This is a genomic window from Deefgea piscis, assembly GCF_013284055.1.
GTDB lineage: Bacteria > Pseudomonadota > Gammaproteobacteria > Burkholderiales > Chitinibacteraceae > Deefgea > Deefgea piscis.
This window is the reverse complement of record NZ_CP054143.1, coordinates 1970556-1997035: the sequence shown is the minus strand read 5'-3', so window position 1 is coordinate 1997035 and position 26480 is coordinate 1970556. Positions and strand designations below refer to the sequence as shown.

The window sequence follows — 26480 nt, the reverse complement described above, 5'->3', positions numbered from 1 at the left end:
ATTAACTACGTAAGCTACTGATTTTACAACAAGTGTATTTTTTAGCCTGAAACGACATTTTTAAATGGCGCAGCCAAAAGCAACACTCAATCAGCGCTTAAATTACACCGTACGGTCTAAACCAAACGCTTTATGCAATACACGCACGGCCAATTCCAAGTATTTCTCGTCTAAAACGACAGAAATTTTGATTTCAGACGTCGAAATCATTTGAATATTGATACCTTCTTCAGCCAATGTGCGGAACATCGTTGAGGCCACACCAACGTGTGAGCGCATTCCCACACCAACGATAGACACTTTACAGATTTTGTCGTCGCCCGATACCGATTTACCACCGATATGGCTTTGCACGCCTTCCAGAACCTTAATCGTGCGCGCTAGCTCACCTTTAGGTACCGTGAACGAGAAATCGGTTGTACCGTCTTGACCGACATTTTGGATAATCATGTCGACATCAATATTAGCATCGGCCACTGGGCCCAAAATTTGGTAAGCGATACCGGGCTTATCAGGAACACCAATAACGTTGACACGGGCTTCGTCACGATTAAAGGCGATGCCGGAGATGACTGGTTTTTCCACGGTAGAGTCTTCCTCGAAGGTAATCAGCGTGCCCTCGCCTTCTTCTTGGAAGGAAGACAACACGCGCAATTTCACATTATATTTACCAGCAAATTCAACTGAGCGAATTTGCAATACTTTTGAACCCAGGCTGGCCATTTCCAGCATTTCTTCAAAAGTAATCGTTGTTAGTTTTTTCGCTTCTGGCACCACGCGTGGGTCGGTGGTGTAAACCCCATCCACGTCAGTATAGATTTGGCACTCATCGGCTTTTAATGCTGCAGCTAAAGCCACACCGGTGGTGTCTGAACCACCACGACCCAAAGTCGTGATGTTGCCATCAGGATCAACACCTTGAAAGCCTGCAACCACGACCACTTTACCGGCACTTAAATCAGCACGCATATTGGCATCATCAATATGCTGAATACGTGCTTTGGTGTGCGCGCTATCGGTCAAGATTTTCACTTGGGCGCCAGTATATGAAATCGCATCGATGCCGATGTCTTTCAAAGCCATGACCAGCAAGCCAATTGTGACCTGCTCACCGGTCGAGACGATCACATCGAGCTCACGCGGATCAGGATTGACTTGCATTTCTTTAGCGAGGCCAATCAAACGATTGGTTTCACCAGACATGGCAGACAGCACGACAACAATATCGTGACCTTGTGCTTTATGTTTGGCGACGCGGCGAGCCACATTTTTAATTCGGTCGGTCGTACCCACCGATGTGCCACCGTATTTCTGGACGATCAATGCCATGATTCAACCTGCAGGGCGGGATTAAAAGAAACAGACTAATTGTAAAGGAAGCCCCCCTGCTTGGGGAGTGGCAATTGAATTGATTTATGAAGAATTTATTTAAAACGAGAAACTGCGACAGAAATAAAATATATAAATAGCTCTAATTACAACAGTCGCTAAAAATAGAATGCAAAAACATTAAATTCGCGGTAGCGCCTATCGCGTTTTATAACTTTCTGGAATGAGTTAATACTTTTGAATGCACGCCGATAAATACGCAGTTTTTTATACCGATTTATTATCGCGCCGCAATTCAAACCCAACATGATCTATACACAATGCCACACTCCACTTAGCGTTGCGTCTGCACTGGCACGCGCGCAGCTATCGCGCACATTAATTCATAACTTAAAGTCCCCGCAGCACTCGCGACCTCATCAATCGGTAAATGCTCGCCCCACAGCTCAACTGAGCTACCAACATCAAGCTCAGGCCATGGCGTTAAATCAATACACAGCATATCCATAGAAACGCGTCCGAGTAGACGCGTTTTTTGCCCGGCTACCCACACTGGCGTACCTGTCGGCGCATGCCGTGGGTAACCATCGGCATAACCGCAAGCCACAATACCGATTTTCATCGGCGCAGGCGCAATAAAGGTCGCCCCATAACCCACCGATTCGCCTGCCGCGACGGTTTGCGTGGCAATCACTTCCGAGCACAGCGACATCACCGTTTGTAACCCTAAGCTCGCCGCCGATTGATCACTAAATGGCGATGAACCATACAGTGCCAGCCCAGGCCGCACCCACGTGCCATGCGTTTGCGGATACGCAAATATCGCCGCCGAATTGGCCGACGATGTCGGTAATGCCAACGATTGCGTTGCGGCAATAAATCGCAGCCACTGGCGCTCAATGCCTTTGCTTGGCTCATCAGCGCAGGCAAAGTGCGTCATCACCGTCACGCTGGCGACATTGGGGCAGCGCGCCAAGCGTTCTGCCCAAGCTGGCGCCGATTCGGCAGGAAATCCCAAGCGATTCATGCCGGTATTGAGCTTGAGAAAAACCGCAATCGGCCGCGATAATTGTGCCTGTTCTAACCATTCAATATGCAATGGCAAATGCAATGCAATGGCTAAATCAAATTCGGCGCACGCCGTTAATTCAGCCGCACTAAACACCCCTTCCAACAGCAAAATGGGCTGCTGAACGCCAAAGCGCCGCAAATCCATCGCCGCATTGATTTCTAAAATCGCAAAACCATCGGCATCGGGTAATGCCTCGACTACTCGCTGTACACCATGCCCATAGGCATTGGCCTTAATCACCGCAAAAACGCGTGACGTCGGTGCGCTTTGCCGAATCAATTGATAATTGTGCGCTAAGGCGAGTGAATTAAAGCGAGCTTGGATCGGGCGCGACATATTGGCTTCAAAATTAGAAATTCAGAAATAAGTACTCGTACAAAAGTTCAATGACAAGAACACGCGGCAAAAAAACTTTTGTTGAACGACTTCGAATTACTTCGGTTTACGACAATGGCGGAAATACCACACAGCGACAATCACAGCAATAATCGCGACAAAAACCATAATCGCCGATTGGCCTCGACCTAGCCATTTAATGAGCCATTCATGATTGGAAGCACCGTAATACCCCAAATACACCCAGATCGGCACGCTAATTAAGGCGGCAAAACCATCAAGTAGTAAAAATCGGAAATAAGAAATACGACCCGACATCCCTGCGGTCAGATAAATCGGCGTACGTAATCCGGGTAAAAAGCGGGCCACAAACAACACGCGATTGCCATAACGTTCAAATTTATCTTGTACCGCAGCATATCGCTCGGGGGTCATCATTCGCGCAAAATAGCGGTGTTGTAATAAGCGCGCGCCAAAATGGCGGCCCGCTAAAAACATACAACTATCACCGATCAATACGCCCAGCATACCCACGGCAAACATCGTGTGCACATGCGCATAGCCCAGCCCCGAAATCACGCCGCCGGCGACCAAAGACACATCTTCTGGGATTGGCACACCAAAACCACAGATTAATAACACTGTAAATACAGCGAGATAGCCGTAATCGGTAAATATCGTAACTAAAAACTGCAGAATATCCATTGCAGCGCCCAAGCTTTTAAATTGTGACGCCTGCGATCATACCACGCAAAACAGCGTACTTTAATCTTACACCACCGTCAGAGGCGGTAGTTTTGTCATATTTAGCTGATATAAATTCACAATCTCAGCACCGTGCAAGGCACAAATGATGCAAAGCGGATTTTATAAAATATTGGCAGCACAGTTTTTCTCAGCTTTAGCCGATAACGCCCTGTTTTTTGCCGCCTTGGCCTTACTCAAATCACAACATGCGCCCGAGTGGCATTTATCGATGTTGCTGTGGGGCTTTACGGTTTCTTATGTATTAATTGCGCCCTATGCTGGCGCACTGGCCGACGCCAGACCTAAAAATCAAGTGATGATGCTTTGCAATGGCATCAAACTACTCGGCTGCATATTAATGGGCTTGGGCGCCTCGCCATTATTGGCTTATGCCTTAGTCGGCTTGGGCGCTGCGGCCTACTCGCCCGCCAAATACGGCTTAATCACCGAGAGCTTAGCACCTAAGCAACTGGTTGCTGCCAATGGCTGGCTCGAAAGCTCAACCGTCTTTGCGATAATTTTAGGTACCCTCATTGGTGGGTATTTATCTGGATCAAATGTTAATCAATGGTTATCGGGCAATACCCTTGGTCAATACCTAAACAATAGCCAGTTTACAATTGTCATCATTGGCGGGTTATATAGTATTGCCGCGCTGATTAATGCGGCCATTGCCCGTCCAAATATCGCTCTCAAGCCACTCCACCTCAGTCCACGCTATCAAATCGCAGAATTTTACGACTGCCTCAAACGGCTGTGGCGTGATCCGCAAGGTCAAGTGTCGCTGGCCATCACCACTTTATTTTGGGGCGCAGGCGCAACCATGCGCTTGGTGGTGCTGAACTGGGCACTGCTGTGGCTGGGTATCAATTTAGAGTCCGCCACCCATTTAATAGCCATTGTTGCCGTAGGTATTGCCATCGGCGCTTTATTGGCTGGACGATTTGTGTCATTACCCCATGCTTTTCGCGTTATGCCGGCTGGACTTTTGATGGGGGCATTACTTATTTGTATGTTGTGGGTCAACCAAATTGCCCTAGCCGCGTTATTGATGCTGCTGATTGGGATTTTATCGGGATTTTTTGTTGTCCCTTTAAATGCAGTATTGCAGCATCGTGGCCAACTACTGATGGGGGCTGGGCATTCAATTGCGGTACAAAACTTCAATGAAAATCTGGGCATCTTAATCATGGTGGGCTTGCACGCTTTAATGATTAAATACCTCAGCTTGCCACTTGCACCTAACAGTAGTGCGCTACTGCAAGTACAATACGCCACGCATGGCGTGCCACCGATGCAACTGATACTGATCAGCTTTGGTCTCATGGTCATGCTGGCCATGGCCACGATTATGCTGCATCACCAGCGGCAAACATTGATCCACCGTCGTTCACCAACGGCGCTTTAAACTATTGAATTGAGCGAGTTAAATGAATAGATTCAACCTCGCAGCATTGAGTTGCTGTTGTTTGTTAGCATTGAGTGCTTGCGAGAAAGCGCCGGACAATAAAAATGGCGCGAAGCGCCCAGTCAATATTATTAGTACGCAAGTCAAATACGGCGCACTACCGCATCAGATTAGCGCCATTGGCCATGCCGAAGCGGTGCAAACCGTTGAAGTACGCCCGCAAGTGAATGCACAAATCGCGCAAATTCATTTTAAAGAAGGCGACATCGTCAAAGCCGGGCAATTGCTATTTACGCTCGATTCGCGCAGCGTGCAAAGCCAAATGGGCCGCAGCAAAGCCCTCACCGAAAAAAGCAAAGCCGAGTTTGCCGAGGCCGAACGCAATTTAAAACGTAGCGAAGAACTCGCTCAAGCTGGATTTTTATCCCCATCGGCAGTCGATACCGCGCGCGCTAAAATGGGCAGTTTGCAAGCCCAAGTGGCAGCAGCCCAAGCCGACGAGCGCGCCAACGCAGTCGATCTGTCTTACACCCAAATTCATGCACCAATTACCGGCCGAACTGGCGCCATTGCCTTAAAACAAGGCAGCTTAGCGCAATCGAATGCCGCCCAAGCCTTGGTGACGATTTCGCAAACCGACCCGATTCAAATCAGTTTTAATATTAATCAAAGCGATTTACCGGCCCTACTTGCGGCGCAAAGCCAAGGCAAAGTCCCTGTAAAAACACAATTACCGAACGGCCAAACTCGCCTTGGCGAATTGGTGTTTCTCGACAATACCGTCGACAAAGCCAGCGGCACCCTATTGGCCAAAGCGCAATTTGCCAACGCTGATTTGCAATTGTGGCCGGGCCTCAGCAGCAGCGTCACCATTGAATTGGCCGAACAAAAAGGTTTAGTTGTGCCGATTCAAGCGATTCAAACCGGTCCTGAGCAGCGCTTTGTGTATGTCATCGACCAAAATAAACAAGCACAGGTCAAGCCGATTCAAGTCATCCGCAGTGTTGGTAATCAAGCGCTGATTGAAGGGGTTGCCGCCGAAACCAAAATCATTAAAGAAGGCGGCCAAAATGTGCGCCCTGGCGCTCAAGTCATCGAAGCGAGTCGTCCGGCCGTGGCCGCCAGCAGTGCCGCTTCAGCGCAAGGGTCAAAATAATGAGTCACGGAATTTCTTGGTGGGCGATTCATCGCCCTGTGGCCACGCTGTTGCTGTGGATTGCCGTCATGGTGGCCGGCACGATTGCTTGGTTTCATTTACCCATTGCCGCACTGCCGACTTACGATACGCCAACGATTAGCGTGTCAGCCAGCTTAACCGGCGCGTCGCCAGAAACCATGGCCAATGCCGTAGCAACGCCGCTCGAAAAGCAATTTTCAACCATCCCGGGCTTGGCGATGATGACATCGACCAGCAAGCTCGGTAGCACCAGTATTACCTTGGAATTTGCGCCTTCGCGGGACATTGAATCAGCGGCGGTCGACGTACAAGCTGCGCTATATCGCGCCAATCGTAGCCTGCCTACCGATATGAAAAGCCCACCGAGCTATCGCAAAGTTAATCCATCGGATGCGCCGATTTTGATGTTGAGTATTAACTCGCCATCACTATCGCTAGCGCAGCTGAATGATTACTCAGACAACCTGATTGGCCCGGCTTTATCTACTATTGATGGCGTGGCGCAAGTGACCATTTATGGGCAAAAACGCTTTGCAGTCCGCGTGGCAGTTGATCCTGATTTATTGGCTGCGCGCGACTTATCTTTGCCTGAATTAGCCAGCGCGCTCAAAACAGCCAATGCCAACTCACCCGTCGGCCAGCTTGAGGGCGAGCGCCAAACCTTAATGCTTGAAGCCAATGCGCAGCTCAAAAATGCCGCTGAATTTAGCCGTCTCGTTGTCGCCACCAAAAATGGTTTACCGATTCGACTCTCGGATGTAGCCACCGTGGAAGACAGCGTTGAAAACATCAAATCAGGTAGCTGGATTGACGGTCAGCGCTCGATTATTCTGGCCATTTTGCGCCAGCCCGGCGCCAATACCGTCGCCACCGTGGATGCCATTAACGCCATGTTGCCGCGACTGACGTCGCAAATGCCCGCCTCTGTTGAAGTTAAAAAACTCAATGACCGTTCAACCTCGATCCGCGAATCGATTCATGACGTGAGTTTGACCTTGCTACTCACCATGGGCTTGGTGGTGTTGTCGGTATTGCTGTTTTTACGCCGCGCTGCCGCCACGTTAATTCCATCGGTATCGCTCCCGATCTCAATGCTGGCAACGTTTGCATTGATGTACTGGCTGGGGTATAGCCTAGATAATATTTCATTAATGGGCCTAACTGTGGCGCTCGGCTTGGTGGTCGACGATGCGATTGTGGTACTGGAAAACATCGTTCGCCATATCGAAGAAGGCATGGCGCCATTGGAAGCGGCCATCACCGGCGCAGGAGAAGTTGGTTTTACCGTGGTCTCGATTTCGATTTCGCTGATTGCAGTATTTATTCCGATCTTTTTTATGCCCGGCACCATCGGCCTGTTATTTCACGAATTTGCCGTCGTCGTGTCTTTAGCGGTATTGGTTTCAATGGCAGTCTCATTGACCTTAATTCCACTATTTGCTGCTCGCTTTTTAAAATCACACGACGAAGAAAAAATCGAGCCGGCGTGGAGTCGTTATTTTGAAGCCGGTTTTAATCGCTTACTGGCCGCATATCAGCGCAGTTTAGCCGTCGCTTTGCGCCATCAACGCTGGATGCTGTTGCTGACCTTGGCTACTTTTGCCGCCACTGCCGCGCTGTATATCCAAGCACCCAAAGGCTTTTTCCCACAAGAAGACATCGGACAAGTGCAAGCGAGCATGGATGCCTCGCCGGATATTAGCTATCCGGCACTGTTGGCGTTACAGCAAAAAGCGGCACAAGCTTTACTCGACAACCCCAATGTCGCTACCGTCGCCTCTAGTCTAGGCAGCAGCGGCAGCGGCGGGCGTTTCTTTATCACGCTCAAGCCACGCCAAGAGCGACAAAATATGGCCAAAACGCTCGATAGCCTACGCAAATCAACCGGCAAAATTGCGGGTATTAGCATGTTTTATCGCCCTACCCAAAATTTGCAGATTGGTGGACGTAGCGGTAAAAGTAGTTATCAATATACTTTGCAAGCCGTGAGCTCCGACCAGCTGGAATCATGGGCCGATCAGCTTAAAAACACGCTGGCCACCAACCCCACATTCCGCGACGTGACCTCTGATTCGGAACAAAAAACGCTGCAAGCCAAAATCAATGTCAATCGTGATCGCGCCAGCGAATTAGGCATTGATATGCAAAGCTTGCGCGATACGCTGTATGGCGCGTATGGCGAACGCGAAGTGGCAACTATTTATGCGCCGCAAGACAGCTACTCGGTGCTGATGCAACTCAAAGACAGCGCACGCCAAGATGAAAACGCGCTCAATTTACTTAAAGTGCGCAGTAAATCAGGCGCTTTAGTGCCTTTAAGTAGCTTTGCCACCATCGAAAGAACCGCCGTTACCACGGCAATCAATCACCAAGGCCAGCTACCGGCGATTACGATTTCATTTAACTTAGCCGAAGGCGCATCGCTGTCGGATGCTGCACGCGAAATTAAAGCCAGCGAAAGCCAAATCGGCCTGCCCGGTTCGATCTTTGGCGCATTTGCCGGGGATGCCGCGCTGTATCAACAAACGCAATCGAGCCAGCTCTGGCTGATTTTGATCGCCGTTGCCGTCATTTATGTGGTGCTGGGGGTGTTATACGAAAGCTGGATTCACCCGATTACCATTTTGGCGGGGATTCCATCGGCAGCGATTGGTGCGCTACTCGCCCTGCAAATCACCGGACTAGAGCTTACGTTTATTGCGATGATTGGGATTTTACTGTTGGTCGGGATTGTCAAAAAGAACGCCATTATGATGATCGACTTTGCCCTTGAAGCGCAGCGCAAAAACGCCCTACGCCCGATTGATGCCATTACTGAGGCCAGCGCCAAACGCTTTCGGCCCATTATGATGACCACGCTCGCGGCGCTGATGGGGGCATTGCCTCTGGCACTGGGCTTAGGTGCTGGCGCGGAACTACGTCAGCCATTGGGGGTGAGTATTGTCGGCGGGCTGATTTTCTCGCAACTCATCACGCTCTACATCACGCCAGTTTTATATCTCACCTTAGAAAAGCTAGAGAAACCACGAGGTATATCACTAGAAAACAAATAATTCATGGCGCGCAAAGCAATACCCGACTTAACTTTGCACGGTGCGCGCCAATCAGCGACTCGCTTATATGAACTGATTGCGATCATGCTTGGCAATAGCGCAATTGAAATGAGCACTTTAGAGTAAATTCACACTCGCATGACGGACTTGATTACGGCCCTGATCTTTGGCCGCATATAAGGCTTTATCGGCATTCATTAATAATTGCGCATGCTGAATCCGGCTTGCAGCACTCGAAGTTGCAACGCCAATACTGGCCGTCACACACGTTGTGACGGCACTATTTAAATGCGGGATTTGCAAAGCCTCAATACTGCTACGAATTCGCTCGGCGATTTGTATCGCCAATTCCTGATCTGCATTTTCCAGCACACAACAAAACTCTTCGCCGCCATACCGAGCCGCGACATCGGTCACGGAGCGTAACGAAGATTGAATCACCCCCGCAACTCGCTGCAAACAAACATCGCCGGAAATATGGCCATATAAATCGTTGTATTGCTTAAAAGAATCCACATCGATTAATAAAATCGACAATGGCTGAGTCAGCCGCAATGAGCGATCTTGCACTTGATCGAGTAATTCAAACAAACGACGGCGATTGGCCATTCCGGTTAAAACATCGGTTTGTGATAACACCCGCAGCAAATCTTTGGTTCGTTTTAACTCTAAATGATTGTGCACTCGAGCCCGAACAATTGAAGCATTAAATGGCTTAATAATATAATCAACAGCCCCCGCCTCTAAACCTCGAGTTTCTTGTTCAGGGGACGACAATGAGCTTATAAAAATAATTGGGATATCCCTAGTCTCTAACTTAGATTTGATAATCTCACAAAATTTAAATCCATCCACTTCTGGCATCATGATATCGAGCAAAATCAGCTCAGGGAGCTTGCGATCGATATGACTTAAAGCCTGCTCAGCACTCAAAGCAAAATGGACATCGTGCTCATCGCCCAAGACCTCGCCCAGCGTCTCGATCGTATTCATCTGATCATCAACTACTAAAATAAAAGCCTCATCCATTCACAATCACCTCTTCCACTGGTACAGGAATTCGTTGATTCAATGCTGCTAAAGCAGCAGGATAATCTAACTTTTCTAAAGCGCTAGTTACATCCACCAGCAAATTAAATTTAGATTCTGGTAATTCGGCCAACAAGGCCAAAAGTATTTTTCGAGCACGTAAACTGTTATTTTTCAAAGCTGTTTGCAACCCTAAAGCGGTAGTTAAACAACTTTTTGGCAAAAGGCCCTCAGCCTGAATCAAAGTACTCGATAGTGATTCAACCTCGATGAGCGGCAATATTTTGTTCTTCGCACGGACCCATGCTTGTTCTAGCTTATAAAAATCAGGGAGCGTTTTAATTGACTCCTTCTGCTGCTGAAATAATGCTTGTTCTAGTTCACTCGCGGTACGATAAAAATCCATTAAACCTAATGTGCCAGAGACACCACGCATTGCATGGATTTTTTCAATATAATCATCCAAATGATCGATATGCTTCAGCTGATTGATTTCAGTGAAAAACTGCTGATTTTCTGTAAAGAAATGCAGTAACCATCTCTGATAACGAGATAAATTACCATTCAAGCGATCTAAAGCCTCGTCAACAGCAACACCCAAATCAGTGAGCTGCTCTATCCATTGCAAGGCTGGCGCTGATAATGATTTTTTTAAATTAGCAAGATTTTGATCCGCCGTTATTTTCATTAATGGTAATGAAATACCGCGTTGTAATTGATAATGAATCGCTTGGTTTAATGCCTGATGTAAACCTCGTACTGAAACAGGTTTAGTTAAATAATCATTCATACCAATAGTCATACCTTCATTTTGCTCTTTTGCGGTGGCATTGGCTGTTAAGGCAACGATATAAACATCAGGATCTTTAACACGGTATTGTAGATTCCCCCCTTCGCGAATTAAACGCGTTGCGGTCATTCCATCCATAATTGGCATACGCCAGTCCATAAAAACAACATCAAAACTCATTTCAGACAATGCCCGTAATGCCTCTTCACCATTATCAACAACGGTCAATGAAAGATTCATTTCTTCAAGCAATGCACGCACAATGAGTTGATTCGTTTCAACGTCTTCAGCATACAATACTTTTATTTTGTAATTTAACGGCAGCAATGGGCTTTCATATTTTGATAATTCCATAGGCACATCTGCAATCGGCAATGGAATTTCAACTCTAAAATGGCTCCCCTCATTCGGTGCACTTGTCACCCCGAGAGAGCCATCCATCAAATCAATTAAACCACGACAAATTGATAACCCTAAGCCAGTACCACCATATTTACGAGTTGTTGACGTATCAGCCTGCTCAAATTTTTGAAACAAACGACCAATCGTCATTTCATCCATGCCAATGCCAGTATCACTAATTAATATTTTAACTTGTTCATGATCCCGATACGCCGTAATGGTCACTGTGCCCTGTTCGGTAAATTTAATTGAATTACCAATTAAATTAAATAATATTTGCCGAATCCGAGTTGGATCCCCCAAACAACCCACTGGACTAAATCGAGAAATATTTAAAATAAACGTGATGCCTTTTTCTTCGGCGCGCGCAGTAAAAAAATCAACCACTTGATGCAATAATTTAATCAAATCAAATGGGATTGATTCAATCGAAAGTTTCCCCGACTCAATTTTTGATGCATCCAGAATATCATTGATGATTTCTAATAATAACTCTGCATTTTCTAAACCCATTCGAACTTGAGTACGAGTCGCAGAACGCAATTCTTTTTGCCCGCCCGCCAAACGTAGCATGCCAATAACCCCAGACAATGGGGTTCTAATCTCATGACTAATTAACGCCAAAAAATCACTTTTTGCCTGATTAATTGCAATTAAAGTATTTTTCTCTGCAAGATGTTCTGCTTGCTGCCGAATACTCTCATTGAGGATATTTTGTTTTTGTTGCTCTGATTTTAATAATTTCAATCGCATTTCCATACGAGAGATCTTGCGCATCGTGCTGCTTTCTATTTGGGTAAAAGTTCTCTCTTTGGCTAATTTAATCGCTAACTCAGTATGGCGCTCATACAAAGTCAGCGCCAATTCAAACTTCCCCATATGCTCATATACCGCAGATTGAATTCGACTCGCTTTCATTTCTTGATGTTGTGAGCCTCCTTGATAGGCTGCATCAAGTGCATGTTGCGATTCAACTAAAGCAACCTGCATATCACCTTGCAGTAAGGCGACTTCAGCAATTCCCAGCTGCCCCATCACTGTTGACCAAGCATAATGATGGCGTTGCGACAAAGTAATCGTTTGTAAAAAGCATTGCCTCGCTTCGTTGTATCGCCCCAAGCCTAGTTGGGCATAACCTGAATGCATGATTGCTTCACTCATCATCCCTGCATCATTCGTTTGCGGATAAAGTGCGCGACATGAGGCTAAATGCTGCAAGGCTAATTCATGCTGTGCTAATCGTTGATAATCATGACCTAACCATAAATGCAGCATCATGAGTAATTGGTCATCATTTAATTCTTGAACATAATCATAGGCAATTTTATGGTGCCGCAAAGACTCTTCAGCCATGTCAAAATACAAATAAACACCGCCAATTCCTACATAGGCCTTTATATAATGAACAATAGAATGTTGATCAAGTGCGAGCTCAAGACACTGCCCCCAAGTACTTAATGCATTATTTAAATCACCTAAAATGTAATACACTTTACCTAGACATTCATAAATATCTAACAACAGTGCATCCAAATTTAGATTCACTGCAATTTTTAAAGCCGATTCTAATATTTGTCTAGCGGAAATATAATTCCCTGTTTTTTCAAATGCCTCGCCACGTAAAAAAAGCGCTTGAGCCAATATTGTTTCATTACCGGCCTCTTGGGCTTGCTCGACTAATTTCTCTGACAATACCAATGCTTGCTGAAAATTATGTCTTCTAAACTGTTTTTGCTGTGATAATAAACTTGCCAGTGGCTCAGACATACTCCAGCTCCTTTTTCAATAAAACATCAACCTGTCTAAGCATGGTTTCATTTGCAAGCTGTAGTTTAAATTTAACTTTAACCCTATCCTTACCATATCGATCCCATGGTAAATTTTCTATCGCCATGGCTAAAGACTGTGCAAAATCCATTAAAATAAAACTCGATTCTTTTGGATAAATAATATAACGACAAGGTGGAACAAAAATCCACAAATCACTCAAAGCACAATAATCATTAAGTAATATTGAAATACGCTGTTCAATAACAGAGTCAATCAGCAAATCAAAAGTAAGCTCAATAACTCGATCGCTAAAATCTGCAGACTCACATCGCAAGCGAAATTGTCGTAAGTGCTGTAATGAAACACCAGGAACAACCCAACCCGCTAATTTTTCAAACTTAATATGCGTTCTAACTAGTAAAGCTCGCGCTTTATCCAAACGATTTAAATTCAACCTAAAGCCTTTCTCCCCAATTTCATTCGAAATATGACGAATCGCTTGTCTTTCATAAGCGCGTAATACACTTAAAGCTGATAGATAATCTCCACTCTCACGATATGCCTGATAAAGCAAATAATTCAACCTAGCATCTAAATCATTATGATTAATTTCTTTTAATATTTTTTTCGAATTCAGCAGCAAAGGAAAAATATCTGCTAATTTATTTATGCCTTGCAAACATTCGCCATAATTAATAACGGAGATACAATACCCCCAGGTCATCTTATAATGATTTGCTATAGCCACAGCGACTTCAAAATAAAAAATACCTAATTCATGATTACTATTATTCCAATATGAAATTGCATATCCATTACAAATTTGCACCAACCATGTCATATCACCATGTGCTAATGCATAAGGTTCAATTCTAGCAAGTAAAACTAAAGCCGCATCATAGCGCTCAGCCAATAACAAACCTTCCATCAAAAAAATACCACTTTTTGCGATTAATTTATTACTATGAATTGACTCAGCCAACTTCAAGCCATTACGCATCAAAACATCTGCATTTTCATTTTGACCTAAATGATAATAAACCATTGATGCATTTAAATATGCTTCAACACCATACTCGAGTTGAGTCAATTCCAGCGCTAAGTCAATTGTTTTAACCCAAACTTCAATAGCATATGTATATTTACAATTTCTTTCTAAAGCCACCCCGAGCCACAGCATAGAAAAAGGGAGGTGCTCGATATCTTTATTTTTTTCAATTAATTTCTTCCCTTTTTGCAGTATCGATAATGCTTTAGTATTTTCATCAAATGCTAATAAAATTCGACCATAAAGAACATACGCATAACCAAGCCAAGGATGGTTTTCATTCTTACAGCGTTGTACTAAATTTTCACATAAATCACGACTATCCGATCCAGCATCCCAGTAGGCTTTATCTACATCAAAAAAATACGTTTCAATGGCCTGAGAGAAGGCTAATTCATCTGCTTTATTAGATAAGCAATTCATTTTTTTGACCTCCCTCTTCCAAAGGCAAAAGCAATTCCATTGCTGATTGAAGTGGAATCAATTGTATTTTAACTTCTGGTGGATTTAATCCATGCCAACGCCACGGAAATCCATTGATCACCTTTTCTAATTGATGTAATGCCAGCGCAGAATTAATATAGGCTTGATCGGGGATAATTAAATATGCAAAATTGGGTAGCTTGGTCCAAGTTGACTCAGCAAGACAAAACTCTCTTAATAGAGCATTCATTTTTTGCAGATATAAGCCAGTTACATACAACAAACCGAGTAACTGAACATGAATGACTTCAACTGAATTTGAAGCACTGGAACATTTTAGTTTAAATTGCTGATACCGAACCCTAGACTCTCCAGGTGAAATCAAATCAAGCATATGCTCAAAATTTTTCCTGGTTGTAATTATTTTTTTTCTTGATCTATCTAGTCTTGATAAATTTAATGCATTACCCTTCAAGCCATGCAACAAATGATCAGATAATAATGACTCTGAAAATTGCTTATATTTTTTTATTTCAAACAAGGCCGATTCAAAATCACCAATATGCTTATATGCACAAAGTAATAACTTCGCACTTTTCTGCCTTACATTACCATAATCAAATTGACTAATCCCTTCAACAGAAACCTCCAAACAATCAATAGCCTCTTCAAATCGATTTTGCTGAATAAGAAACTCACCATATTTCAACAAGGTTAATGATTTCGCCCATAATGCATGATTAAAATTTGAAATAGCTAGCATTGACTCGAAATACACTTCAGCCAATTCACTTTCATTTATTCCGGCATATGCTGTAGCAATATTAATGCCGGCCTCAACCACCCAGGTCATATCACCATACTGGAGTGAGCTTGATTCTATTTGATTAAGGATATAAAGTGCACTAGCATGATCGCCAGATTCAATTAAATAATTAGATAAAAAAATACCACTTTTTGTTATTTGTTTATGATCATTTAATAAAACAGCGAGACGATAACCAATAATTAAAATTTCTTTTGAAGCGTCATATTGCTCTGCAAAATAGTATATTTGACTTATATTGACATACGATTCAATCGCAATACTAATCTGTGAATACTCTAATGCTAACTCTACGGCATAGGTAAAATCTTCAACAGCAATAACATGCCGCTTCAAATTAAGATTGCATTGGCCACGCCACAGATAGGCTTCTGCTTTTAATTCAAACAATGAATGACTTTGAATTATTTTTAATGTTTGTGTTATGGCATAAAGAGCTGCATGATATTGCCCTTTTCCCCATAGCATTTTGCTATGCAGTAAGTGCATTTTTGTTAAGTGCAGGGGCGATGGCTCTATTTGCTTACAACGTGCCAATAAGGCGCAACTTGCCACATAAGCTTGATCAAGATCGAATAAAAATAACTCCTCAAGCTGCTGAAAAAAAAACGGCAGCTGGTCATTACTCGCCGATGAAAAATCCTGCAAAGCTCACTCCTTAGCACGCAGCCTACGTCAATATGTCTACAATCAGATTAGTTGCTTAATTTTAAAATTGCGAGAATTGTCACAATTCAACGCAAAAAATTAATTACTTAGAAATACTGAAGAAAGGTTTTGATTTAACATGGTGATTTGAAACGCTGGCAACAGTGCTTTTGAATGCACTAAATCGCTTGAATAAATGCTATCGCTAAATTTAGATTGATCCTCACCACGACGATGCCTTATGCCCGTTTTAGTGGTGAAAAAACTCAGCAGCAAGAGAGAAATTACAGAGGAACTAAAGCGTGTTTAGCCATGAATCAGTGCGCTAGCACGCTACAATCGAGTCAAAGAGATAACAAGATCATTGCCGATCGGCATCAGCGAAACACAAAAGATAAATTAAGGATTGCTCGGCAAGATCGCAACCTCATCTTTGTTATCCGCTAAAATATTTAAAGTCACACGCCGATTTTTAGCGCGTCCTTGCGCAGCATCGTTGGTATCCATGGGCCGAAACTCACCAAAACCAATTGCCGCCATTCGCTGTGGCGCAACCCCGGCTTGCTCAAATAGACGCACCACACTCGCCGCGCGAGCGGCCGAAAGCTCCCAATTACTTGGAAACTGCCCTGCTCGAATCGGTTGATTATCGGTATGACCTTCTACTTGTATGAGGTTGTCACTCCCTTTAACCAAGTCAGCAATGGTACTTAAAGCGTCTTCTGAGCTGGCTTGTAGGTCTGCACGTCCGGTATCAAATAAAATTGAATCACTAATTTCCACAGCAATCCCACGTTTTGACTGAGTGACTTTCACTTTACCTTGATCAATCAAACTCCCCAATGATTCACGCAAGTCATTGGCCATACCTTTCATTTTTTGCGTTTGTTGTTCGAGTTTAGGATTGCTTGGACTGGTTTGAGGTGCCAATTTAATTTGTTGTGGACTACCTTTGATGGCTTGATTGTCTAGCTGCACGGCTGGAGGATTTTGCTGTGGTTTGAATGCATCGACCAAGGAATTAGACAGTACTTTGTACTTGCCTTCGTTCACCGATGAAATGGCATACATCACCACAAAAAAAGCAAACAACAGCGTGATAAAGTCAGCATAAGAAACCAGCCATCTTTCATGATTTTCGTGCTCTTCATGCCGTTGTTTGCGTGCCATAACGCCTACTTATTTAATTTGTAAACCAAGATGGGTGCTTAAGGTCGTTGCAGCAGCAACCCCCAATTGACGCGCAAGGCGATCGGCATAAGTCGGTTGCGGCGTAAAGTCGACGATGTTATCGACTTTAACAATATCACGCGCCACACTTTCTACTGAACCTAAACCATCGACTAAGCCAAGTTTGACACCGGTTTCACCTGACCAAACGAGACCTGAGAATAAGTCCGGATTATCAGCCAATTTTTTACCGCGCCCAGCTTTAACAACGCCAATAAATTGCTGATGGATTTCATCGAGCATGCCAAGAGCGCGCTCTTTTTGCTCAACGCTTTGCGGTGAAAACGGATCTAAAAAGCCTTTGTTTGCCCCAGCAGTGAGTAAGCGACGCTCAATTCCGACTTTTTCCATGGCACCAGTAAAGCCAAAACCATCCATCAATACGCCAATCGAACCGACAATCGATGCCTTATCCGCATAAATTTGTTGGCCTGTTACTGCGGCGTAATAACAACCCGAAGCGCAGATATCTTCAATCACCACATAAAAGGGGATTTGTGGATGCAGTTTTTTGAGTCGCTGAATTTCATCGTGCATCATGCCCGCTTGAACTGGACTACCACCCGGGCTATTGGCACGCAAAATCACCGCTTTGGTATTTTTGTCTTCAAACGCAGCGCGTAACCCTTCAGTAATCAAAGCACTCGTCACCTCGCCACCAGCAGCAATTGTTCCTTGCAGATCCACGACCGCGGTATGTGCTTTCATGGTGGCTTTATCAGCATCTTTACCCAGCCAGCCCATCAACAATGCCAAGATGAGGAATAAATAACTAAAGGTCAGTAACTTAAAGAAAATCCCCCAACGACGCGCACGGCGCTGCTCTTTAATTGAGGCGCCGAGCACCTCTTGCAAAACACTACGCTCTTGCGCTTCATTCATTACTAATTCCTTCCTCAGTCAGCCAGATGGCTTCATTTTGTTCAAATACCGCAATCGATTGCAATCGTTGCCCCGAACATGGGCCACCTAAACATAGACCATTGCGGGGGTCGTAATAAGCACCGTGGGTAGAGCACACTAAATACTGTCTACTTAAGTCAAATACATCACCAAGATTGTAATCGAGTTCAATTGGTATATGCGCACATTCATTGAGATAGCCATACACCATCCCCTGAAAACGAATCAATATGGCTTGACGTTCTCGCCCTTGCTGCATCAAAACAAAACGAAACGCCAAGCCACACTCAACCACATCCGTAGAAACGCAAATCTTGCGTTTAGCCATGCGCCAAAATCCAATCCGTCAATCGACTAAAATCATCAAAATGGGCTAAAGGCTTTAACGGTAATAAATCATGTAATGGATGCGCACCATAGCTTAATGCCACACTCGCCGTGCCGGCATTGATTGCCAGCTGCAGATCGTGGGTTGTATCGCCAATCATTAAAGTGCGATGCCCTTCGATATCACATGCCTCAAGAATGTATTCCAACATTGCAGGATGTGGCTTAGAAAAAGCTTCATCCGCAGTGCGGCTCACTTCAAAAAATGGCGACAATCCCGTTGCTGCCAACACGCGATCTAAACCTGCGCGTGACTTTCCTGTGGCCACTGCCATGCGAAAACCTGCCGCTTGTAAACGTAACAAGCCTTCTTCAACGCCAGAGTAAAGCTGCAACTCATGGTCTTGAGATAAAAAATGACCACGGTAGGCATCGACAATGCGTTGGATCTGCTCCGCGTTTAATTCTGGTCCCAAGTATTGCATCGCTTCATGTAAACCATAACCAATGACAAAGCGTGCATCCTTATCACTTGGTTCAGTTAAACCAACATCGCGAAATGCACGCTGAATCGAGCGTGCAATCATGCCAGTACTATCCATCAAGGTGCCGTCCCAATCGAACACCAATAAATCAAATTGTCGGCTCATTATTTTCCTTGAGAATTCAATGTATCTAAATAAGATTGCAACTCTACGGGCAAAGGCGCTTCAAGCACCATCCGCTCGCCCGTTAGTGGGTGATCCAAACTTAAACGCCAAGCATGTAAAAACATCCGTTTTAAACCATGTCGAGCCACTGTTTTATTCACGGAAGCATCGCCGTATTTATCGTCACCTAAAATCGCATGCCCACTGGCTGATAAATGCACCCGAATTTGATGGGTTCGACCCGTTTTAAGTTCACATTCAAGCAAACTCGCTTGATCTGGCCACACTTGCTTACGGTTTACTGTGGTCTGAGACGTTAAACCATCGCTATGCACTTTAACTCGCCGCTCACCTTCTGGTGTTTCATACTTGAGCAGTTTAAATTTCACATGACTACGTTCATTGGGCCAAACACCCTCAACCAAAGCCAAGTAACGCTTATCAATACGGTGGTTTTCACGCAACACTTCATGCATTTTAACTAATGCACTGCGCTTTTTAGCCACCAACAATAAACCGGAGGTATCTCGATCCAAACGATGCACCAATTCTAAGAATTTGGCTTGCGGCCTTTGCGCACGCAAAAGCTCAATGACGCCAAAGCTAATTCCAGAACCACCATGCACAGCCATTCCTGACGGTTTATTTAAAACAATCAAGGCATCGTCTTCAAAAACAACTGGAATTTGTACCGCCTGTGCAGCACCAGAAACAGTAGCTGGTACCGCCGCTTTTTCGGCAACACGTACCGGTGGAATACGAATCACATCATTGGCAGCAATGCGATAGGTCACATCGACCCGCCCCTTATTCACTCGAATTTCACCCGAGCGAACAATGCGGTAAATATGGCTTTTAGGTACCCCTTTCAACATTTTTAATAAAAAATTATCGAGCCGTTGACCGGCATCTTCTGCTTCGATCGTCACGAAAGTGACAGACGCTTTGCTAGTCTCGGACATATTGACATATACTCTGTGACGCGCTGCAATTTGCAGCAAGTTGTGGCCGCTTTAAGTTAAATACTTAAAGACTGGGGTGGCAACGCAATTTAGGTATGAATAAAAAAATACTGCTAAATTGCCCGTGGTGAGGCTTTACCAAAGCGCACCACCGATCTAATTACAAATTCCGCTCTTTGACCGCAAGCTCAGCCTTATCAGCTGACGAATTCTTTCCCGCCGTAGATAAAAATACTTTATCTGCCAACTCCATATTTGGAGCTGATGCGCGGGGCTCGTCATGCCAGAGAGGTGACGCCGGTTATCAGAGTCGGAGAACGGTTATAACGCTCACCGTAGCATCAAGCAGCGATGGTAATTGATTTATTACATTAGTGCACTGACCGGATTGATTCACACTAAGTTGTCTAAAACAAAGAAACTTAGGGTATAGCTAGACAGACCTCATAATGATTATTGTGGAGAACGATACCCAGTTCCTAAGCCGCAACATCTAGCCATTTTGTTAGCTCCCGCAGATTTAATTTATGTCTGCACCAGATAGCATGGCTGCTATTGCGCCGAATTGACGTCTTCATCACCCTGTTGATTTGCACTCAATCTGAGCAGTGTGCGCCGGAGCCTTACATGAAGCGCATGCTATTTAACGCAACACAAGCTGAAGAGCTACGTGTTGCGATTGTCGACGGTCAAAAACTGATCGACCTCGACATCGAAACCGTTGGTAAAGAACAACGTAAATCCAATATCTACAAAGGCGTCATCACTCGCATCGAGCCATCGCTTGAAGCCTGCTTCGTTGACTACGGTTGCGACCGCCACGGCTTTTTGCCATTTAAAGAAATTGCTCGCTCATACATGGGTGACGGCGAAGGTGGCCGTGGCCGCGTAGCTGGCAATCTTTCTGAAGGCCAAGAAGTCATCGTTCAAGTAGAAAAAGACGAACGCGGCAATAAAGGCGCAGCCCTCACTACCTACATCAGCTTGGCCGGTCGTTATTTAGTTTTGATGCCAAATAACCCACGTGGCGGCGGTGTTTCTCGCCGTATCGAAGGCGAAGAGCGCAATGAATTGCGCGCAGCAATGGATCAACTAGATACGCCAGTGGGCACCAGCCTCATTGCACGTACTGCCGCTATTGGCCGCAACGCCGAAGAATTGCAGTGGGATTTATCTTATTTGCTACAACTGTGGCGCGCTATCGAAGACGCAGCAACCAAACAAACCGGCGCATTCTTGATCTATCAAGAATCTAGCCTGGTGATTCGCGCCATCCGCGATTACTTCCAACCGGATATCGGTGAATTACTCATCGACAAACGTGACATCTACGAGCAAGCCCAGCAGTTTATGGCGCACGTGATGCCAGGCAGCGCGCACAAAGTAAAATTCTATCAAGATGATGTGCCACTGTTTTCACGCTTTCAAATCGAACATCAAATTGAAACCGCTTATTCACGTGAAGTGAGCTTGCCATCCGGCGGCGCCATCGTACTCGATCGCACCGAAGCGTTATGGTCAATCGACGTCAACTCGGCTAAAGCTACTCGCGGTGGTGACATCGAAGAAACAGCCGTGCGTACCAACCTTGAAGCGGCCGATGAAATCGCCCGTCAAATGCGTTTGCGCGACGTAGGTGGTTTGATCGTGATCGACTTTATCGACATGGAAAACCCGAAAAACCAACGCGAAGTTGAAAACCGTGTCCGTGAAGCATTACACCACGACCGTGCTCGCGTACAGACTGGCAAAATCAGCCGCTTCGGTCTACTTGAATTATCACGTCAACGCCTGCAACCAAGCTTAGAAGAAACCAGCCACATGGCGTGCCCACGCTGCCACGGCACCGGTTTCATTCGCGGCATTGAATCATCGGCATTGCACATCTTGCGCATCATTCAAGAAGAAGCAATGAAAGAAAACACCGGCGCAATCCACGCCCAAGTGCCAGTTGATGTCGCCACATTCTTGCTCAATGAAAAACGTGCGGAATTGTTTGCAGTTGAAGATCGCCTCAAAGTCGGCGTGATTTTGATTCCAAATACGCACCTAGAAACCCCAAACTACAGCATCACGCGTTTACGCCACGATGATGTTAACCAACTTGAAGACATCCTGCCTTCTTATCGCATGGTTGAACAACCGACGGATGAAGGCTATCAGCCAGCTAAAGCCAAGGAAGAACAAGCCAAGCGTCAAGAAGCGGCTGTAAAAGGCATCACACCGTCACAACCTGCCCCTGCGACCTCGGAACGCCCAACTCGCCAACCTGCGCCGACAGTACAAATCTCGTTATGGCAAAAAATTGTTTCATGGTTTAGTGCTACGCCAGAAGTCGTTAAAGCTGAGGAAGTTAAGCCAGCACCGCGTCCACAACGCGGCCGCAACGATCAACGCCGCAATCGCAACGAACCACGTCCAGATAGTCAGCGCGGTGAAACGCGTGATGCAACTCGTGATCGTACCGATCGTAATGCGCGCCCAAGCAATAAGCCGCGCATTGAAGAAGATTTGCAAAAACGTGACAATCAAAACCGCCCCGAAAAAGCGGAACGCCCTGAGCGCGCCGAGCGCCCTGAACGTCAGCCACGTCCGGAACGCCAACCTCGTGCAGAACGTACGCCGCGCAATGAGCAACGCAGTGAAACACTCAAGGCCGATTTGGCTGCAGTCACCACAGCGCCAGAAAACGCGGCAACAGCGTCAACTGACAGCAACGCAGAAACACGTAGCCGTCGCCGCCGTGGTCGTCGTGATCGTCGCGACCGTACTGATGCTGAAACAACAGTTGTTGAAAGCACTGCAATTGCGGCTGAAACACCAGTAACTGAAGTTGAAGTGATGAAGACAAGCGCAGCGGAACAAGCGGCTCCTGCACAAATCGCTAGCGCTCCAGTAGTGTCTGTAGCTCCTGCTGCTCCTGCTGCTCCTGCTGCTCCTGCTGCTCCTGCTGCTCCTGCTGCTCCTGCTGCTCCTGCTGCTCCTGTTGCTCCTGTTGCTCCTGCTGCACCTGCTGCACCTGTAGCTCCTGTAGCTCCTGTTGCACCTGCACCAGCTGCATCGCCCACAATCGCTTCAACACCACAAGTAGCTGAAGAACCAGTTGCTGCGGCACCAGCGATGCAACCAGCGGCTGCAAGCGAATCTGTTACTGCAACGCCTGCCGTACACAAAGAAGTCGTAGCGAGTGTGACAACAAGCAATGTAGAAGCACCTGCTGTTGAAACCAAAGCCGCCCCTCTAGAAGCTGCTAGTAACTTAACGCAAGTTGCAACGCGTCAAACTACAGCACCTCAACCTGAGGTGGAGATCAATACGACTGCGACGCGTCGACGCAATGCAGTGGCTAAACCAGTCATCGTCAATGAAGCAATTGAGCTAAAAATGGTTGAAACGGCCACTACCGTTGTCGTGGCAACAGCGATTGATGTTCAGCCACTAAAAACAGTTCGTCGCCGCCGCGATGTTGCTGCAGAAACACAGGCAAAAAATATTAGTGCTGATGGTTTATCTCAAATCGAGACTCATCAAGACTAATCATTCACAGCCACAATCGCCAAAAGCCGTACTCAATCAATGAGTACGGCTTTTTTACGTTTCGAACTGGCATAGTGATTTCTGGTGTTCTAGTATGACTAGGCGTCACTGACAAAAATACACTGGGAGTAAGACCAATGAAATTAGAAGAAGTCTTTGAACAAACTCACAAGTTACCCACCATCCCTAAAGTCGTTCAGGAACTGATCGACAGCTTTAGCAAAGATGACATCGACATTGACACTATTGCGAAAAAAATCTCGCAAGATCAGGTTATTACCGCCAAAGTCCTGCGCCTTGCTAACTCAGCACACTTTGGCGCTAGCCGCCAAATTGGTTCAGTACAAGAAGCAGTGGTCGTTTTAGGTTTTAATACGGTGCGTACACTGGTGGTCGCCTCTGGTATTACTGGTGCATTTGTTGCAACACCGGGCTTTGATCGTAAATTATTTTGGAAAAATAGCCTCTCAGTCGCCACGATTTGCAAATGGTTAGCCAAGCAAGCCAAGATTAATGCTGAGGTCGCCTTTACATGCGGCATGATTCACAATATTGGTGAAATGCTCATCCATATTATCGCGCCAGAAATCGCCGTTAAAATTGATAAATTTGTTGAAAGCGGTGGTGATCGTGTCGCGTTGGAAGCCAATAATATTGGATTTGATTATGTCATGGTCGGTGAAGAGCTAGCTCGACGCTGGAATTTCCCTGTCGAAATCCAATTAGCCATTCGCGGTCAAAACTCACCGCTCAGCCAAGAACCAATCAGTAAACTCACTGCAGTGCTGTTTTTAGCCAAATTAATTACCGTTTTAACCACAGAAAAAACCAGCATCGAAGAGCTAGCCGAACAAATTCCAGATTCAGTTTTAGTAGAGACTGGCATCAATAAAGACGAGCTATTCTTTAAGCTTTCTGAATTGTCTGAACTATCCAGCGGGATGGACGACATCATTGGTTAAAACAGTGCGATCGCTACAAACCTAGGGATAATCCTGATTATATTGAACTTTAAAGCTTACTAGCATCTGGGCAGCGTGAGAATTTTGTGTATTTCATATACAATTCTCGTCCTGCCCTTTTTCTTGTTGTACCTGGAGATAATAATGAATACAAAAAAACTAGGTTTTCTTGCTAGCGTTCTGTTTGCCAGTCTGATGTTCAGTACACATGCCAATGCTGCAAAAGTGTATCAAGTTGCAACCGATGCAGCTTATGCGCCCTTTGAGTCACTCAACAGCAAAAAAGAAGTGGTTGGATTTAGTGTTGACATTCTTGAGGCCATTGCCCAAAAAACAGGCATGAAAATCAAATTCATCAATACGCCATGGGAAGGTATTTTTGCCACACTACCCAATGGTGATCGTGACATGGTTATTTCATCAGTCACCATTACGCCTGAACGCAAACAATCAATGGACTTCTCAGAACCTTACTTTGAAGCTAAACAATTGATTGCGGTAAATAAAAAAAGCAAAGTAAGTAAATTTACTGATTTAAAAACTATCAAAGTCGGTGTACAAACGGGTACGACAGGCGATGAAGTAATTCAAAAATTGCAGGGCAAAACCAGCCCAAATATCAAACGATTTGAATCAACGCCTCTGGCCATCAAAGAATTGGAAAATGGTGGTGTAGATGCAGTCGTCGCAGATAACGGTGTCGTTGTTAACTTTGTTTCAAACAACCCAAAATCGAACTTAAAAATCATCGACGACGCGACTTTTGCCAAAGAATATTATGGTATTGCGGTGAAAAAGGGTAACAAAGCCTTGATCGAACAAATCAATAAAGGCTTAGCCGCAATCAAAGCCGATGGCACCTACGAAAAAATCTACACCAAGTACTTTGGTAAATAAGCGAATCAGCAGTAGTCACTCAGCATCAATTTAAGTTTGATCCGTTGAATTGGCATTAAGCATCAACCCTAGAAGCGCACCGCTGAACGGTCGCGCTTCTTTTTCTTCTGTATCAAATAGGTATGACCATGGATTTCATTACGATTTGGCAACAAATCCAACAAACAGCACCGCTCCTTGAGAACTTCCAACTACAAATTGTTTGGGAATATCGAGATCTATTTATTGACGGCGCCAAAATGACACTCGGCATCACCTTAGTTGCGGTGACCGTGGGAACCTTAATTGGTCTATTTGCCGGCATGGCTCGATTGGCTGAAGTGAAGCATGGTATCTGGAAATATCCAGTCAAACTCTTATTACGCTGGCCAGCGACTGCTTACGTGACTTTTTTTCGTGGCACGCCGCTATTCGTACAAATTTTATTGACCCACTTTGCCGTGATGCCTTTATTGGTTCATCCCGATACCGGTATTTTACTCAGTGGAGATATGGCGGCCACTTTACGCCAAGAATATGGTGCATTTTTGTCAGGTCTAGTCGCCCTCACATTAAATGCTGGCGCATATATTACCGAGATTTTCCGCGCAGGGATTCAATCGATTGCCAAAGGTCAATTTGAAGCTTCTCGCTCATTGGGTATGTCGTATGGCCAAACCATGCGCTTTGTGATTATTCCACAAGCATTCCGCCGTATGTTGCCACCACTTGGCAATGAAGCCATTATGCTGGTGAAAGACAGCTCCTTAGTTTCTGCGATTGGTTTAGCTGAACTGGCCTATGCCGCGCGTACCGTTGCGGGTGCCTATTCTCGCTACTGGGAGCCGTATCTCACCATCTCATTTATCTACTTAATCATGACTTTGGTACTCGCAGCCGGAGTCAGCCACTTAGAAAAACGCTACCAGCAAAGTGGTGGTATGTAATCAACAGCGGTTGGTCGTGGCCGACGCC

Annotated in this window: 19 protein-coding genes; 7 read left to right on the top strand and 12 right to left on the bottom strand. The window is 45.4% G+C overall.

Translation table 11 applies throughout. The features are described 5' to 3' along the window. Nucleotides 1-102: 102 nt before the first annotated feature. From HQN60_RS09355 to HQN60_RS09345, 3 genes are all read right to left on the bottom strand, one after another. Nucleotides 103-1329, bottom strand: coding sequence for an aspartate kinase (locus HQN60_RS09355; protein WP_173533392.1), 1227 nt, complete (start codon nt 1327-1329; stop codon nt 103-105). A gap of 334 nt (nt 1330-1663) precedes the next feature. Further along, complete coding sequence (gene alr / locus HQN60_RS09350; RefSeq protein WP_173533391.1) at nt 1664-2737, bottom strand: alanine racemase; 1074 nt, start codon at nt 2735-2737, stop codon at nt 1664-1666. A gap of 96 nt (nt 2738-2833) precedes the next feature. Continuing rightward, nucleotides 2834-3442, bottom strand: a complete 609-nt coding sequence (locus HQN60_RS09345; protein ID WP_173533390.1) for a DedA family protein — start codon at nt 3440-3442, stop codon at nt 2834-2836. A gap of 145 nt (nt 3443-3587) precedes the next feature. Here HQN60_RS09345 and lplT point away from each other — a divergent pair, with 145 nt between their 5' ends. Genes lplT through HQN60_RS09330 form a run of 3 tightly spaced genes read left to right on the top strand, consistent with a single transcriptional unit; the run spans nt 3588 to nt 9122 of the window. Further along, a complete protein-coding gene (gene lplT, locus HQN60_RS09340; RefSeq protein WP_254456609.1) occupies nt 3588-4892 on the top strand; it encodes a lysophospholipid transporter LplT in 1305 nt (434 codons plus the stop codon). A gap of 22 nt (nt 4893-4914) precedes the next feature. Continuing rightward, nucleotides 4915-6048: an efflux RND transporter periplasmic adaptor subunit gene (locus HQN60_RS09335; protein ID WP_173533389.1), complete on the top strand. Its 1134-nt coding sequence runs from the start codon at nt 4915-4917 to the stop codon at nt 6046-6048. Further along, complete coding sequence (locus tag HQN60_RS09330) at nt 6048-9122, top strand: efflux RND transporter permease subunit (RefSeq protein ID WP_173533388.1); 3075 nt, start codon at nt 6048-6050, stop codon at nt 9120-9122. Before HQN60_RS09335 ends, HQN60_RS09330 begins: the two co-directional genes overlap by 1 nt. A gap of 117 nt (nt 9123-9239) precedes the next feature. Here the strand turns inward: HQN60_RS09330 and HQN60_RS09325 are convergent, their stop codons facing one another. The 9 genes from HQN60_RS09325 to rluC all read right to left on the bottom strand — a co-directional run bounded on the left by HQN60_RS09325 (nt 9240) and on the right by rluC (nt 20130). Beyond that, nucleotides 9240-10115, bottom strand: a complete 876-nt coding sequence (locus tag HQN60_RS09325; RefSeq protein ID WP_217390091.1) for a diguanylate cyclase — start codon at nt 10113-10115, stop codon at nt 9240-9242. A gap of 28 nt (nt 10116-10143) precedes the next feature. Continuing rightward, entirely contained in the window at nt 10144-13110 is a 2967-nt protein-coding gene (locus tag HQN60_RS09320) for a tetratricopeptide repeat-containing hybrid sensor histidine kinase/response regulator (RefSeq protein ID WP_173533386.1), read from the bottom strand. Next, nucleotides 13103-14584 carry a tetratricopeptide repeat protein gene (locus HQN60_RS09315; RefSeq protein WP_173533385.1) on the bottom strand — a complete coding sequence of 494 codons (1482 nt, stop codon included), beginning with the start codon at nt 14582-14584 and terminating at the stop codon, nt 13103-13105. Before HQN60_RS09315 ends, HQN60_RS09320 begins: the two co-directional genes overlap by 8 nt. Next, complete coding sequence (locus tag HQN60_RS09310) at nt 14568-16058, bottom strand: hypothetical protein (RefSeq protein ID WP_173533384.1); 1491 nt, start codon at nt 16056-16058, stop codon at nt 14568-14570. The genes HQN60_RS09315 and HQN60_RS09310 overlap by 17 nt, the downstream gene beginning before the upstream one ends. 399 nt (nt 16059-16457) lie before the next feature. Beyond that, complete coding sequence (motD, locus tag HQN60_RS09305; protein ID WP_173533383.1) at nt 16458-17228, bottom strand: flagellar motor protein MotD; 771 nt, start codon at nt 17226-17228, stop codon at nt 16458-16460. 9 nt (nt 17229-17237) lie between these two features. After that, nucleotides 17238-18170, bottom strand: a complete 933-nt coding sequence (locus tag HQN60_RS09300; RefSeq protein ID WP_173533382.1) for a S49 family peptidase — start codon at nt 18168-18170, stop codon at nt 17238-17240. After that, nucleotides 18163-18519: a Rieske (2Fe-2S) protein gene (locus HQN60_RS09295; protein ID WP_173533381.1), complete on the bottom strand. Its 357-nt coding sequence runs from the start codon at nt 18517-18519 to the stop codon at nt 18163-18165. The genes HQN60_RS09300 and HQN60_RS09295 overlap by 8 nt, the downstream gene beginning before the upstream one ends. Further along, nucleotides 18512-19168 (bottom strand): HAD-IA family hydrolase, encoded by a 657-nt coding sequence (locus HQN60_RS09290; RefSeq protein WP_173533380.1) that lies wholly within the window; start codon nt 19166-19168, stop codon nt 18512-18514. The genes HQN60_RS09295 and HQN60_RS09290 overlap by 8 nt, the downstream gene beginning before the upstream one ends. Beyond that, on the bottom strand, nt 19168-20130 hold the full coding sequence (rluC, locus tag HQN60_RS09285) for a 23S rRNA pseudouridine(955/2504/2580) synthase RluC (RefSeq protein WP_173533379.1): 963 nt from the start codon (nt 20128-20130) through the stop codon (nt 19168-19170). The genes HQN60_RS09290 and rluC overlap by 1 nt, the downstream gene beginning before the upstream one ends. Nucleotides 20131-20757: 627 nt before the next feature. On the opposite strand from rluC, the gene HQN60_RS09280 reads away from it, so the two are divergent. The 4 genes from HQN60_RS09280 (at nt 20758) to HQN60_RS09265 (ending at nt 26452) form a co-directional block, all read left to right on the top strand. Beyond that, nucleotides 20758-23667 carry an Rne/Rng family ribonuclease gene (locus HQN60_RS09280; protein WP_173533378.1) on the top strand — a complete coding sequence of 970 codons (2910 nt, stop codon included), beginning with the start codon at nt 20758-20760 and terminating at the stop codon, nt 23665-23667. A 137-nt stretch (nt 23668-23804) separates the two neighbouring features. Next, nucleotides 23805-24629: an HDOD domain-containing protein gene (locus HQN60_RS09275; protein WP_173533377.1), complete on the top strand. Its 825-nt coding sequence runs from the start codon at nt 23805-23807 to the stop codon at nt 24627-24629. Between the two features lie 195 nt (nt 24630-24824). Next, complete coding sequence (locus tag HQN60_RS09270; RefSeq protein ID WP_247646786.1) at nt 24825-25526, top strand: basic amino acid ABC transporter substrate-binding protein; 702 nt, start codon at nt 24825-24827, stop codon at nt 25524-25526. Between the two features lie 128 nt (nt 25527-25654). Further along, nucleotides 25655-26452, top strand: coding sequence for an amino acid ABC transporter permease (locus HQN60_RS09265; RefSeq protein ID WP_173533376.1), 798 nt, complete (start codon nt 25655-25657; stop codon nt 26450-26452). Nucleotides 26453-26480 lie beyond the last annotated feature (28 nt).

Coding starts and splice junctions, on each gene's coding strand:
- HQN60_RS09315 (WP_173533385.1), bottom strand. CDS start 14,584: ATGAATTGCTTATCTAATAAAGCAGATGAATTAGCCTTCTCTCAGGCC.
- HQN60_RS09355 (WP_173533392.1), bottom strand. CDS start 1,329: ATGGCATTGATCGTCCAGAAATACGGTGGCACATCGGTGGGTACGACC.
- HQN60_RS09325 (WP_217390091.1), bottom strand. CDS start 10,115: ATGAATACGATCGAGACGCTGGGCGAGGTCTTGGGCGATGAGCACGAT.
- HQN60_RS09330 (WP_173533388.1), top strand. CDS start 6,048: ATGAGTCACGGAATTTCTTGGTGGGCGATTCATCGCCCTGTGGCCACG.
- HQN60_RS09270 (WP_247646786.1), top strand. CDS start 24,825: ATGTTCAGTACACATGCCAATGCTGCAAAAGTGTATCAAGTTGCAACC.
- alr (WP_173533391.1), bottom strand. CDS start 2,737: ATGTCGCGCCCGATCCAAGCTCGCTTTAATTCACTCGCCTTAGCGCAC.
- HQN60_RS09275 (WP_173533377.1), top strand. CDS start 23,805: ATGAAATTAGAAGAAGTCTTTGAACAAACTCACAAGTTACCCACCATC.
- lplT (WP_254456609.1), top strand. CDS start 3,588: ATGATGCAAAGCGGATTTTATAAAATATTGGCAGCACAGTTTTTCTCA.
- HQN60_RS09295 (WP_173533381.1), bottom strand. CDS start 18,519: ATGGCTAAACGCAAGATTTGCGTTTCTACGGATGTGGTTGAGTGTGGC.
- motD (WP_173533383.1), bottom strand. CDS start 17,228: ATGGCACGCAAACAACGGCATGAAGAGCACGAAAATCATGAAAGATGG.
- HQN60_RS09335 (WP_173533389.1), top strand. CDS start 4,915: ATGAATAGATTCAACCTCGCAGCATTGAGTTGCTGTTGTTTGTTAGCA.
- HQN60_RS09300 (WP_173533382.1), bottom strand. CDS start 18,170: ATGAATGAAGCGCAAGAGCGTAGTGTTTTGCAAGAGGTGCTCGGCGCC.
- HQN60_RS09320 (WP_173533386.1), bottom strand. CDS start 13,110: ATGTCTGAGCCACTGGCAAGTTTATTATCACAGCAAAAACAGTTTAGA.
- rluC (WP_173533379.1), bottom strand. CDS start 20,130: ATGTCCGAGACTAGCAAAGCGTCTGTCACTTTCGTGACGATCGAAGCA.
- HQN60_RS09265 (WP_173533376.1), top strand. CDS start 25,655: ATGGATTTCATTACGATTTGGCAACAAATCCAACAAACAGCACCGCTC.
- HQN60_RS09345 (WP_173533390.1), bottom strand. CDS start 3,442: ATGGATATTCTGCAGTTTTTAGTTACGATATTTACCGATTACGGCTAT.
- HQN60_RS09280 (WP_173533378.1), top strand. CDS start 20,758: ATGAAGCGCATGCTATTTAACGCAACACAAGCTGAAGAGCTACGTGTT.
- HQN60_RS09290 (WP_173533380.1), bottom strand. CDS start 19,168: ATGAGCCGACAATTTGATTTATTGGTGTTCGATTGGGACGGCACCTTG.